The sequence below is a fragment of the Mesorhizobium sp. GW821-FHT04C10 genome (genome assembly GCF_059420305.1).
The window spans coordinates 99320-112150 of record NZ_JBWKTL010000002.1; the positions used below are offsets into that span (position 1 = coordinate 99320).

Here is a 12831-nt window from a genome sequence, read left to right on the forward strand (position 1 = left end):
ACTCAACGCGTGGTCGCCGTCAGGCAGCCAAAAGTATCCAGTCCTTCAAGGTCCTGACGCGGCTCGGCAACGTCCGGTTGCTGTTCCATGTGACGTAGTACTCGATCGGCGCCGGGACGGTCAGACCGGTCAATCGCACGAGGCGTCCGGACTCGATCAGGGGCCTGACCATGAGATCCCAACCCAAGGCGAGACCCTGATTGCATTCCGCGGCGGCCATTAGGAGCGGATACTTTCCGAACCGCCGACGCTGCATCCACGGGTTGGCAATGCCTGCACTGCGAAAAAAATCATCCCAACTGGGCCACTCGGGGTCGGTCCAATCCATGTCCAACAGAGGAAGAGATGAGAGTTCGGTTTCCTGTATTCCTGCGTGTCGCGCTGCAAAGTCTATTCCGCAAACCGGATACATTTCTTCACGTGATAACAGTTCGGCGGTTTCATTCGCCCAAACACCCTTGCCGCATCGTACGCGCAGATCGACCTCGGATCTGCGGAAGTCTCGCATGTTGTCAGATATGAGATGGTGGACCGAGATGTCAGGATACCGTTGCCAGAAGTCGGCCATACGTGGCGTGAGCCACAAGGTGGCGAACGAATCCGTACATGCGAGAGTAATGCTCTCGTCCTTTCGTCCCGCCTTGGCCGCGGTGATTGCCTCGGAGCATTTGGCGAAGGCAGAAGAGATCGCAACGAACAGGTCGGCCCCGACTGGGGTATGATGTACTCCAGTTGACCGCCGCACGAATACCTGCGAGCCGAGTTCGGTTTCCAGCTGTTTGATCTGGCGGCTTACTGCACCCGGAGTGACATTCAGTTCACGTGCCGCGATCGTGAAACTCTGGTGCCTGCTCGCGGCTTCGAAGACGGCGAGCGTCGTAAGTGCAGGCAAGCCATAGAATCTGCGGGTCATACATTTTCACCGATGGGCATTTGGTCAAGACCGCTTACTCGGGACATTTCACTTTGAATGGCAAAATGGCCCTCTCCGCTCCCTGGAGGCTCAAGATAGGCGAACCTTACTCCTTAGCCCGTGGAAAAGCCGCTGAGCCGGATGCGAAAAGTTAGTGCTTCGCCATAGAACCATTCAATGACAGTTCCTCTCGCTCGAAATCCTGACTTATTTTCCTCTACTAGCGTCACGCAACGCGAGTTCTGATTTCTGCAGCGATAATAGCAGCTTATCGCGAATTCCAGGGCTGCCGGAGCCAGTTTAGGTACTTCTTCAAGCGCCAGCGCGAGGCTACGGTGGAGCCCACTGCGATAAAAACAGGCCCTTTCCAATGTTTGACGACATGTTCTACCCCGCTTATCCAATCCGGGTGACAAGAACCAACGATCAACAATGTCATAGTGATGGGAGAACTTAATGAGAAGGTATTTGCTTTCATTTGCCGCTTTTGGCGCTCTGATGAGTGGCGGCGCTGCCCACGCGGCATGCGGTGACATCACGCTGTCAGCCTTCAATTGGCAATCAGCTGAAGTGAACACCTATGTCGATCAGTTCATTCTCAACAACGGCTATGGCTGCAACGTTTCGGTGGTGGCTGGCGATACGGTTCCAACTCTCACTTCAATGATCGAGAAAGGTCAGCCCGACGTCTCTCCGGCCGTGTCACCGTCTGTCGTCGGCGACCTATATACCAAGGGAGCTTCCGAAGGCCGTGTCACCAAAATCGGCCTCGCGATCAGCGACGGTTCCACCTCGGGCTGGTTTATTCCCAAATACGTTGCCGACGCCCACCCGGACATAAAGACCGTCGACGATGCGATGAAGCACCCCGAACTCTTCCCATCACCAGAAGATCCCTCCAAGGGATGGATCATCCAGGGACCGCAGGGTTGGGGCCTTACGGTCGTGACGGGTCAGTTGTTCAAAGCTCTTGAAGCGGACAAAAAGGGGTTCGTATTGGTCCCCACCGGATCGGGTGCGGCTCTGGATGGCGTCATCACAAAGGCATATGAACAGAAGCAGGGTTTCATAGCCGGATACTGGGCGCCGACATCGCTTCTTGTGAAGTATCCCATGTTGATGCTGCAGGGTCCTCACGACGACGCAGAATGGGCCCGTTGCACTTCCAAGCAGGATTGCCCCGATCCGAAGGTGAATTACTGGGTACCTGCGGAAGAGGTGACGGTCGCAACCGCAGCGTTCATGAAGCGCGACGACGTCGCTGAAGCAAAAGAGTATTTCGCCAAACGGAGCTGGACCCAGGCTGAAGTCGGCAAGATCATGCTCTGGATGACCGACAATCAGGCAAACGGCGAGGACGGCGCCAAGTGGTTCATCAAGAACATGCCTGAGGTCTGGACGAAGTGGGTGTCTGCAGATGTCGCAGAAAAGGTAAAAGCCGCCGCGAACTGAAAACCGCTGGCCGTCGTGGATCCATCTGGTTTCGCGGCAGTCGCATCCTGCGCACCTGCCTACCGGTTGCGACTACGATCACACTTTACGGCACGGCGGCCTGTCCGGGTCGCCGTGTTTATGCTGCGTTGACGCTGTTTGAAATTGTACTGGAATTGCTGAATGGACTGGCTCTTTAAGTTTCCTCAACTCGATCCTGGCCTGTTGTTGGCCGTGAAACGCTTCATTGACGGGTCGTTGAGAACATTCACGCGTGCATATGGGGCGGCGATCGAAAACAGTTTCTATCCGCTACAGCGCATTCTCATCTTCTTCGAGAACGTGGCTACCGGAGCGCCCTGGCCCATCGTCATCATCGTGCTCGCAACCATAGCATGGCTGTGCGCTCGAAGCCGCTCGGTGGTTCTATCGGTCATCGGCGTTCTGATCGCCATCGGTCTGTTAGGGCTTTGGCAGGACGCGATGAGGACGATCTCCCTGGTATTCACGGCCACGATATTCGCCATCGCGATCGGTATCCCGCTCGGGATAATCCTGAACCGCTTCCGTCGTGTCGGCGGGGTCATGCAGACGATACTCGACATCATGCAGACCATGCCTCCATTCGTGTATCTGATCCCGGTGGTGATGCTGCTCGGCATCGGCCGTGTACCCGGCTTCATAGCGGTCGTCATATATGCGATTCCTCCTATCATCAGGCTCACCGACCTCGGTATCCGTCTGGTCGACAAGGAAGTGTTGGAAGCGGCTGATGCCTATGGATGCTCTCGGCAACAGAAGCTTTTTAAGGTGCAACTGCCACTCGCGCTTCCGACCATCATGGCTGGGATCAACCAGACCATCATGATGGCTCTCGGCATGGTCGTAATCGCTTCCATGATCGGCGTTCAGGGTCTGGGCCTCAACGTCCTGCAGGCGATCGCGAACCAGTATTTCACCCAGGGAATCTTCAATGGCTTCGCCATCGTGGGCATTGCCATCATCTTCGACCGGATAAGCCAGGCCTATGGCCAGCGCTTGCAAAAACACCGAGGTTCCGCGCATGAATAGTAGCGGTGCATCGATCGAGATCCGCGATCTCTGCAAGATATTCGGCCCGGCACCTGAACGGTATATCCAAGCCGTCCGAAACGGGATGTCGAAGTCGGAGCTTGCCGATAAGCATGGCCGCATTCTCGGCCTGAACGACATCAACATTGCGATGCCCGCTGGCAAGATCCAGGTGATCATGGGGTTGTCTGGTTCCGGCAAGTCGACGCTGATCCGGCACATCAACCGTCTGATCGAGCCAACTGCGGGTTCGATCATCATCGATGATCAGGACGTTCTGGGCATGAAAGAACTCGATTTGCGCGAGTTCCGCCGCAACAAGACCGCGATGGTATTCCAGCGATTTGGATTGCTGCCGCATCGCACCGTGATCGACAACGTAACCTTTGGATTGGAGGTCCGAGGCTTCGAGAGGTCGAAGGCCCGCGACATCGCAATGCGGTGGATCGAGCGCGTCGGACTGAAGGGCTTCGAACAGCGCTACCCGCACGAGCTGTCCGGTGGGATGCAACAACGTGTAGGACTGGCAAGAGCGCTCAGCAACGATGCATCCATTCTTCTCATGGACGAAGCCTATTCGGCATTGGATCCGCTGATCCGCACGGACATGCAGACGATGCTGCTCGAACTGCAAATCGAGCTGAACAAGACGATCGTCTTCATCACACACGATCTGGACGAAGCCCTGAGGTTAGGTGACCGCATCGTAATCCTCAGGGATGGATTGATCGTCCAGCAGGGCGACAGTCAGGACATCCTTCTGCGGCCCGCCGACGACTATATCCGGCGGTTCGTGAAAGACGTGAACCGCGCACGGTTCCTGAAGGTCGAAGCCATCATGAACCCGCTTTCCTCGCCTGAGCCAAAATCGCTCGTCCGCCTCGCGCCAGGCACGACCCTCGAGGAAGCTGCCAAGGACTTGGCGAGTTCCGATCAGGATACCGCTGTAGTGGCTGGTTCTGATGGAAAGCTGTTGGGTGAAATCTCTCTTCGGCAAATCACAGCCGCACTCTCAGCGTCGGGCGAACAGGCACCCGACAGGTAGCAGTTCGGGCAGCGTTCTCACCCTTAAGACAAGCCGATATTCGACTTCCGGGTAGGGCATCCAACCTCACACAGAACTAGATCACTCGCTCGGGAGCTACCAATGGACAGCCAGCCGCAGACCGTATCGTTGCGCAATCCGACTATCGAAGTTGTCGACGTGCACGTTGGTGGAGACCTGCACCGTATCGTTGTCTGCGGTGTCAAACCGCTACCCGGTAGCTCCGTCGTCGAACAGATGCAATATCTAAGGGCCAACGGCGACTGGTTGAGAAAAATCCTGCTGACCGAGCCGCGGTGAGGGCATCCGTCTCCATTTGCCGATCTGGTAGTTCCAAGCGCCCATCCTGATGCCGGTGCAGGGTTCATCATCATGGAGTTGATGGGTTCCCGTTGATTTCCGGTACGAACACGATGAGCACCGGACGCATTCCAATGAAGGACGGCCTACGTGAAGTGACCCTGGAGGCTCCCGGCGGCCCTATCCGGACGCTGGCGGAATGCCGGGACGGCAAGGTGATGGCTGTCACCTATTCAGCAGGGTCTCCTTCCTTCATGGCTGAGAAAGGTCGTGTAGTCGACGTGCCCGGTTGGGGAGAGGTTACATTCGACATGCTTTGGACCGGTGCCTTCTACCCGGTTGTGGACGCATCGAAGCTCGGCTTCTCCATGGTGAAAGAGGACGAAGAAGAATTGGTCCGCTTCGCCAAAGCTTTCGTTCCGCTCGCCCGCAAGGTCTCGCACCCTGCTCATCCCGTCTTCGGCGACGAAGGTCCGCTGTCTTTCGTCATCTTCGCAGGTCCACTCGATGGCGATGCGGGGAACGGATACCAGCGCAAGGTGTGCTGTTGCGAATATCCTCCCAACAGCGTGTACCGGTCCCCCGCGGGGGGTGCCGTCCACGGCCGCTACTGTCCAGCTCTTCATTCAAGGGAAGCTGAACGTCGGAGCCAGGCTTCAGACGGCTTCGATCTTCGATTCCACGCTGGATGTCGAGATCATGAAGGAGTCGGAACATCATGGTCATCGGGGTGTCCGAGTCGCCGTACGGGAACGGGCTGGATCACGTCACGTTCGGAATTCGTGGTCGACTTCAACGATCCGTTCACTCCCGGTGAAGGGCTTCAGGCACTGCTGATGTGAGTGGTGGCGGGCGGGCCGATTGTCGTCCGTCTTCGCTTTACGGTGTTCCTGAGGTGCCAGACCATAAACATCGCGAAAGCGCTTAGAGAAGTGAGAGGCGGAGACGAACCCGCTGCCTATCGCGATGTCAACGATGGGTATGTTGGACTGAACCAGCAGCAACTTTGCACGTTCCAACCGGAGTAGGAGATAATATCTGCTCGGCGAGCAGCCTATCTCTCTTTGGAAAAGCCTCTCCATGTGGCGGCGCGAGCGGCCGATCAACTTCGCCAGCATGTTCATAGGAATCGGGTCGTCAGCTGTCCGCTCCATCTCCTGTACCAGTTTGACGACTGTAGGATTGGACAGGCGCCCGCCCTTAACGAAGGGTATCCTTTGCGCTTCGTTCGGGCCTCTCACGCGTTCGATCATCGCGTGCTCGCAAATCTGAGACACGACTGCCGGTCCAAAATCTCTTCCGACCAGATGCAGCATCATGTCGAGAGAAGCCGTACTCCCGGAGCAGGTCCAGAAGGTCTCATCTACCGCATAGATCGAAGGCAGGACTTCCACGTCCATGAAACGCTCACTGAAAGCAGGCCGGGACTGCCAATGAACGGCGCAGGCCTTGTCCTTTAGAACGCCGGCATTCGCAAGGATGATCGTCCCCGTACCCAAGGCTCCCAACATAACTCGATGGTGCCGACATTCCCTGACCCAGGCTTCGAGACCTCGCGAACTGTGCGTCTCGGCGTGATCTCCTGCACATATGACAATCATCGAGGGGCGGGTGCCCATGAGCAGCTCCTTGCGCTCAGCAATAAGAGATGTTTGCGAGTTGACTTGGGTGCCGCATGCGGCTTCCAAGGGTTCCCCGGACGCTGAGGCGATGCGCCATGAATATGCCTCGTAGCCGAGGACTCGATTAGCTCGATGCAGCATGCCGGTCGCTGACGAGTATGCCAGCAGATCGAACTCCGGCATTAGATAGAAGACGATCGAGATCTGCTCGGACGCTGTCTGCGGTTTAATGCTCTGCTCCCACCCGGATGTCTGTCCGCTATTGCTGCGCAGAACAAATCGACACCACAGGAACCTACGAAACGATAGGCTCTCCGCGTAGCCTGAAAAAACTCATCTACGTATAGATTGATTTGATAGCAGATACGCGACTGCCGAATATGATGCGCGCGGGCGCGAAGGCTTCATCAAACGGCGCGTTCGGTCTCTCCAGAGTGGAACACCGTGGAACGCAGTTCAACTGAATTTATGACGGCACAAATTTTTTCCGTATGGCATACGGTGGGCGAGCTGTGATTTTGTCACGAACGGTAGAGCCATCGAGTCACAGCGAGTGCTGTCACCGGATCGGTTCAGAACTGTGAGACTAGATCATGCACGTGATGGCGCTGCTCAAGTCAGAGCTCTTCGAAATTGAAATCGCTGAAAGGCGTTCCTCGATCGATGAACTGTTTCCCGATTGGAACCCGCTGGATCGTTTCGGTCTTGTGATAGACGAGGCATTCGGCGGCCTAGGCGCGACGCATCTGCTGCAGGCCGCCATGTGCGCGTATTACGACGCGAAGGCCTCTCGCAGGACCAACCTGACCGTCTATCCTGAAATCTACGCCTTCCACATAGGACGCGGCTTGGGTGCTCATGCACACTACGATTTCTGGCCCGCCCGCCGCGAAGTTATCCTGGAGACCTTGGATCATCGTGAGGTTCTGGATGCAATCAACGATCGCGGAATAACTCGACTGGCGGTACCGAACAGGAAGATGCGCGACGTCGTTCACCGACCGAAAGAGGAAGATGCTGCGTTCGATAGGATCGCATCCGCTTTCGTGTACGATGCCTCTGGCCGGGTTCCTAACGGCGATGTGAAGATCACGGGATTGAACAAGCGTACAGAGTACAATCCGACCCAGACCCTGCGTCCGCTTTCCGAATTGTCCAAGAACCGCATATCGACCGCTACCGGCCGTCCTGTCAAAGAGGCAGACGATGCCTTCCTGCACTGGATAACGGAGCGAGAAACCGACGTCACCGATGCCGACAGGGAGATCGCCAAAGCCAGGAGGCGAGATCTCGTGATCGGCGAGGGCACCCGGGAAAGCTATCGTGGGGTCAGCGTGCCGGAAGCGCTCAAACGCCTCGCATCCGCTGGCATGCCCCCTAGCCAGTGATCCAACCTCGATGCCTCACTGCGCGTCGCCACCCGCATCGAGATTGCCAAGCTGAAGCGGAGCATGCCCGACGTGACAATGATCTACGTCACCCACGACCAAGTCGAGGCGATGACGCTGGCGGACCGGATCGTCGTGTTCAAGGACGGTGGCATCGAGCAACTGGGCACGCCGACCGAACTATACCGGAAGCCGGCGAACCTCTTCGTCGCCCAGTTCATCGGCTCGCCGGCGATGAACATCCTGAAGGGAAAGGTCGTCGACCGCACCGGGACGTCGGCGCGTTGCCGGCTCGATTGCGGCGTCACCCTCGATCTGGCGGCGGAACCCGGCAGGCTTTCGAAAGGTGAGGCCGTCAGCATCGGCATCCGCCCGGAAAACCTGCGGATCGCCGAGGGAAAAGGGGCCGAGCCGGCATTTACCGGAACAGTCGATCTCGTCGAGCACCTCGGCGAGGTGCAGATCCTCTATGTGGATCTACCCGGCGTCAGCGAGAAGTTCTTGGTCAAGGTGGATGGGGAGAGTTCCATTGCGCGCTCGCAGAGCGTCGATTTCACGGCGCGGCGCGACATTCATGTTTTCGACGCCACCGGAAACGTCATTCCGGTTGCGAGCCGGCGCAACAATCAAACCGACGCCAATTAAAACAGCCGATCGCACCCATGACGGAAGGCTTTCCGCATGCTGACGGTGATCGATGAGCTCAGCGGTGCGTGCTTGGCATTCCATGTCCACGCCAGATGAGGACCTCGCGTTGAAAGTCCGCTAAACAACGGGGCCTTTGTCAACCAAAAAACAGCGACGGCTGATTTGATGATGATACCGCCATCCGGACTTCGTTGTATCTGACGTCCGATCGCTGCGCGAAAGACGTTCGGCAGCTGCAGCGCCGGCGGCACGCGGGCGCTGCCGTGAAGAACACTTGCCATAGAGCATCCTCATCCTGACGACTCAGGCTCGATGATGCACCATCACCCTCAGGGACTACACACCTAGTGCAGATTGACGTCTCCGCGCTTTGCCACTCTGGAAGGACTGTCCATCGGACGACGCGGTCGTCCCATTACCCCCATAGGCGGGAATGCGGACGACGGGCATGAGCGTTGGTGATGCAGGCCTGAGCGGCGCGATAGGTTTCTGATCGGGCATGGAAGGCGCGCATCCAGCCGATCTGATGGGCGCTGATGCCCTCGGATGCGCAGCCGATCCGCTTCGGACCGAGATTGGTTGCATCGGCCAAGATGTCGGCTAGCATGGCAGAGACATTTCGTGGCGCGTCTGACTTCTACTCCTGCCGAAATGCTCGCCGGATTTGAACCCGATCGAGCAGTTCGGCGGTTACCGGTTCGTGCGACGGAGTACAAATCAGCCAATCACCCAAGGCTCACGGGCACCCAGGTCGACGATCACGGATTTGACCTCTGTATATTCCGCCACGCCAGACAGGCCGGTTTCGCGCCCTAATCCGGATTGTTTGTAACCGCCGATCGGCATCTCGGGTCCACCCGTGATCGTCGTATTGATCCACACGCGACCGGCGCGAACTCCGCGCATCAGCTCCATGCTCCTACGCAGATCAGTCGACCAGATTGTCGCGGACAGGCCGTACTCCGTGTCGTTGGCCATCCTGATCGCTTCTTCGGTCGACTTGAAGGACGACATGGCCAGCACCGGTCCAAACACTTCTTCCTTGGCAATCGTCATGTCCTGCGTCACCCCGCTCAGCAGCGTCGGCGCGACGAAATAGCCTGCCTGCGGCTCGATGCGCAGTCCGCCAGTCATCAACTCCGCGCCCTGCGCCCTGCCCTGTTCGACAAGGCTGAGAATACGTTTCATCTGCGCCTCGTTGACGATTGCTCCAACCCGTGTCTCCGGCGTCAGCGGATCGCCGACCCGCACCTTCGCCATCAGTGGGAGCAAACAATCAGTCAGCGGCTTCTCGATGCTTTCATGGACGATCAGCCTGCTGCCGGAAACGCAGCACTGGCCGGCATTGTGCAGCACGCCGTAGACGATACCGTCGGCGGCCTTGTCGAGATCGGCGTCGGCTGTGACGATGACCGGATTTTTGCCGCCCAGTTCCAGGCTCACCTTCTTGATGTTGGATGCCGAGGCGATGACGGTCGAGCGGCCGACACGGGTCGACCCGGTGAAAGAAACCATGTCGATATCCATGTGGTTGACGATCGACTGGCCGACAGGATCGCCATAGCCTGTGACGATATTCACCACGCCTTCAGGCAAGCCAGCCTGTTCCAGGATCTTGCCCATCATCAGGGTCGTCGACGAGGTGTGCTCACTCGGCTTGACGATAACCGTGCAGCCGGCCGCAAGAATGAACGGCAAGCGTTCGGCAAGAATGAAGAACGGGAAATTCCAGGGCGTGATCAGGCCGACGACGCCAACGGGTTCGCGCAGCACGAGCCCCAGCGAATCATGGCCGAAATTGTTAAATGTTTCGCCATGCAGCGCCTGCGCCTGCCCTGCTGCATAGTACCAGAGGTCGGCGGCGCCTATGATCTCGTTGGCCGATTGCCACAGGGGCTTTCCGCTTTCGAGCGTTTCGATCAGCGCAAGCTCGTCCTTCTGCTGGATGATCAGATCGGCGGCCTTGCGAAGGATTGCCGCACGGTTTACCGCCGAAAGATCGGCCCAGCCGCCTGCATCGAACCGACGTCGTGCCGCGTTGACTGCCCGGTCGACATCCGCCGCGGTACCTGCCGGCACGATCGAGACGGGCACGCCATGGGCGGGGCTAAGGCGAACGATTTCACCGCCATCGCTGTCGCTCCAGCTTCCCCCGATCAGATTCTTCAGCTTGCGAGGAGCAGGCGGGAGGCTGGGGCGGGCGGTCATATGGAACTCCGAAATTAGACGCGGGCGTTGACTGCTTGCCCACCGATCGATAAATGAACAGAATTATTACTTAAGGCCAGTTGCTCGAAAGTGCAAGCGTTCGGGAGGCCGCTGCCATTCGCGATTTCGGGGATTCGAGATGTCCGTTTTTCAACTGGATCAGGCTGGCCTCGTCCAGCTCCTTAAAGAAATCCGCGACGGAGCGGTGATCGCCACCACCGGATCCGGCGGCGGCCTTTTGGAGCCCGACGAACTTCTGGCGGGGTTCGAGAAGTCCTTTCTCGAATCCGGCCGGCCAAAGGGGCTGACCCTGGTGCATGCGCTCGGCATCGGAGACAGGAGCCGCAAGGGAACCAACCGCTTCGCCCATGAGGGCATGACGAAGCGGGTGATCGGCGGCCACTGGACTTGGTCGCCCAAGATGCTTGACATGGCGCGCAACGGCGACATTGAAGGCTACTGTCTGCCGAGCGGCGCCATCGTGCATCTCTTGCGCGAGATCGGCGCCGGCCGTCCTGGGCTGATCACGAAAATCGGGCTCGGTACTTTCGTCGATCCGCGCCATGGCGGCGGCCGTTGTAACACGCGCAGCGTGGAGGATGTCGTCGAGCTCATGAGAATCGACGGCCAGGAGTACCTGCGCTATCTCCCGTTCAAGGTCGACGTGGGACTGGTGCGCGGCACCTTCGCGGACGAGGACGGAAATATCAGCGCCATCGAGGAGCCGGCCGATCTCGACGCCTTCAACGTAGCTCTTGCAGCGCGCAACAGCGGTGGTCGGGTCATCGCACAGGTCCGCGAGATTAGGCCGAGAGGTTCGTTTCGGCCGCGGGAAGTCTCCATTCCCGGAACGCTGATCGACGCCGTGGTTGTCACGCCCGATCAAACGCAGACCTATTTCGGGCCCTACAATCTCAGTCTGGCCGGGCTTTCGGAAGAACGCGCGGCGGTCACCCCGCCGGACTTTTCGGATACGATCCGGCGCATTGTCGCGCATCGTGCGCTGTCGGAACTCGTCGAGGGCGGCTCGCTGAATTTCGGCTTCGGCATGTCGGCGGACGTCGCCTACCTGATGGCGCAAGGCAAAGACGCCGGTAAGCACTGGATCACCGTCGAGCAGGGCCTGCACAACGGCGTCCTGATGACGGGAGACCTTTTCGGTATCGCTTCGAACCCGATGGCCATCGTGTCCTCGGCGTCCCAGTTTGATTTCTATTCGGGCGGCGGATTGGCGCAGACCTTCCTCGGCATGGCCGAAATGGATCGCCACGGGAACGTCAACGTGTCCCATATCGCTGGGCGCATGAGCGGCCCAGGCGGCTTCATAGATATTTCGCAAGGGGCGCGGAACGTCGTGTTCTGCGGCAGCTTCGCGGCCAAGGGGTTGAGGCTTTCCACGGCCAATGGCCGCCTGGAGATCCATGCGCACGGCCAGATCGCAAAGCTGGTCGACCGCGTGTCCGGCATCACGTTTTCCGGCCGAGAGGCGGTTCGCCGCGGCCAGAAAGTTACCTACATCACGGAACGGGCCGTGTTCGCGCTTAGCGAGCGGGGCGTGGTACTGACGGAAATCGCGCCTGGCATGGACCTGCAGAGCGATATCCTGGACCACATGGATTTCGTGCCTGTCATCGACAATCCAGGTCTTATGGATCCAGCGCTTTTCGCCGCGCTCGCTAGCGAAACAAATTAGGAGAATCTGATGTCGGAATTCTATGTTGCCGTTGGCGATGAGTTCAAATTCTCTAAAACCGTGTCGGAATCCGACGTCTACCTGTTCGCCGGCATCACTGGGGATCTGTCGCCCAACCATGTCGATGAGGAAGCGATGAAGAAGACGCCTTACGGGGGCCGTATCGCCCACGGCGCACTGCTTGTCGGCTACATGTCCGCGTGCTCGACCATGGCCTGCAACGCCACGCGCGCCAATTCGCCTGAAACGCCGGTTTCGCTTGGCTACGATCGCATCCGGTTTCTATCAGGTGTTCGCATTGGCGACACGATCACCGTCACGTACCGCATCGTCGATGTCGACCTTGACAAGCGACGGTCGAATGCGGACATCGAGATCAGGAAGGCCGACGGCACGCTGGCGGTGGTTGCGAGCCATATTCTCAAATGGGTCGCCGCATGATGTCTGCCGCGTCTTGACACCGGACCGGCGATCCTGAGGTTTGAGTGACAGGTTGGCCTGGGAGACGGACG

General features: G+C 58.3%; 11 protein-coding genes and 3 pseudogenes. 9 read left to right on the top strand and 5 right to left on the bottom strand.

The features are described 5' to 3' along the window. Window positions 1–19 precede the first annotated feature (19 nt). Entirely contained in the window at window positions 20–913 is an 894-nt protein-coding gene (locus AC07UC_RS34005) for a LysR substrate-binding domain-containing protein (protein WP_494909123.1), read from the bottom strand. Window positions 914–1369: 456 nt separating this feature from the next. Between AC07UC_RS34005 and AC07UC_RS34010 the strand changes: the two genes are divergently transcribed. The 5 genes from AC07UC_RS34010 to AC07UC_RS34030 all read left to right on the top strand — a co-directional run bounded on the left by AC07UC_RS34010 (window position 1370) and on the right by AC07UC_RS34030 (window position 5602). Next, window positions 1370–2365: a glycine betaine ABC transporter substrate-binding protein gene (locus AC07UC_RS34010; protein ID WP_494909124.1), complete on the top strand. Its 996-nt coding sequence runs from the start codon at window positions 1370–1372 to the stop codon at window positions 2363–2365. A 162-nt stretch (window positions 2366–2527) separates the two neighbouring features. Then, entirely contained in the window at window positions 2528–3415 is an 888-nt protein-coding gene (locus AC07UC_RS34015) for an ABC transporter permease (RefSeq protein ID WP_494909125.1), read from the top strand. Next, window positions 3408–4460 (top strand): quaternary amine ABC transporter ATP-binding protein, encoded by a 1053-nt coding sequence (locus AC07UC_RS34020; RefSeq protein ID WP_494909126.1) that lies wholly within the window; start codon window positions 3408–3410, stop codon window positions 4458–4460. The genes AC07UC_RS34015 and AC07UC_RS34020 overlap by 8 nt, the downstream gene beginning before the upstream one ends. A 102-nt stretch (window positions 4461–4562) precedes the next feature. Beyond that, window positions 4563–4760 carry a proline racemase family protein gene (locus AC07UC_RS34025; RefSeq protein WP_494909127.1) on the top strand — a complete coding sequence of 66 codons (198 nt, stop codon included), beginning with the start codon at window positions 4563–4565 and terminating at the stop codon, window positions 4758–4760. 113 nt (window positions 4761–4873) lie between these two features. Then, window positions 4874–5602: a proline racemase family protein gene (locus AC07UC_RS34030; protein ID WP_494909128.1), complete on the top strand. Its 729-nt coding sequence runs from the start codon at window positions 4874–4876 to the stop codon at window positions 5600–5602. Here the strand turns inward: AC07UC_RS34030 and AC07UC_RS34035 are convergent. Then, on the bottom strand, window positions 5528–6655 hold the full coding sequence (locus tag AC07UC_RS34035; protein ID WP_494909479.1) for a GlxA family transcriptional regulator: 1128 nt from the start codon (window positions 6653–6655) through the stop codon (window positions 5528–5530). The two genes, AC07UC_RS34030 and AC07UC_RS34035, sit on opposite strands and share 75 nt — an antisense overlap. 320 nt (window positions 6656–6975) lie before the next feature. On the opposite strand from AC07UC_RS34035, the gene AC07UC_RS34040 reads away from it, so the two are divergent. Further along, window positions 6976–7770, top strand: coding sequence for a hypothetical protein (locus AC07UC_RS34040; RefSeq protein WP_494909129.1), 795 nt, complete (start codon window positions 6976–6978; stop codon window positions 7768–7770). Beyond that, window positions 7771–8415, top strand: a pseudogene (locus AC07UC_RS34045) (ABC transporter ATP-binding protein); the annotation flags it as partial. A 146-nt stretch (window positions 8416–8561) separates the two neighbouring features. Here the strand turns inward: AC07UC_RS34045 and AC07UC_RS34050 are convergent. The 3 genes and pseudogenes from AC07UC_RS34050 to AC07UC_RS34060 all read right to left on the bottom strand — a co-directional run. After that, a pseudogene (locus AC07UC_RS34050) lies at window positions 8562–8675 on the bottom strand (IS1595 family transposase); the annotation flags it as partial. A gap of 90 nt (window positions 8676–8765) precedes the next feature. Further along, a pseudogene (locus AC07UC_RS34055) lies at window positions 8766–9049 on the bottom strand (Tn3 family transposase); the annotation flags it as partial. Between the two features lie 86 nt (window positions 9050–9135). Then, window positions 9136–10626 (bottom strand): aldehyde dehydrogenase family protein, encoded by a 1491-nt coding sequence (locus AC07UC_RS34060; RefSeq protein WP_494909130.1) that lies wholly within the window; start codon window positions 10624–10626, stop codon window positions 9136–9138. 139 nt (window positions 10627–10765) lie between these two features. Here AC07UC_RS34060 and AC07UC_RS34065 point away from each other — a divergent pair, with 139 nt between their 5' ends. Next, window positions 10766–12319 (top strand): acyl CoA:acetate/3-ketoacid CoA transferase, encoded by a 1554-nt coding sequence (locus AC07UC_RS34065; RefSeq protein WP_494909131.1) that lies wholly within the window; start codon window positions 10766–10768, stop codon window positions 12317–12319. Between the two features lie 9 nt (window positions 12320–12328). Further along, window positions 12329–12760: a MaoC/PaaZ C-terminal domain-containing protein gene (locus tag AC07UC_RS34070; RefSeq protein WP_494909132.1), complete on the top strand. Its 432-nt coding sequence runs from the start codon at window positions 12329–12331 to the stop codon at window positions 12758–12760. Window positions 12761–12831: the final 71 nt, after the last annotated feature.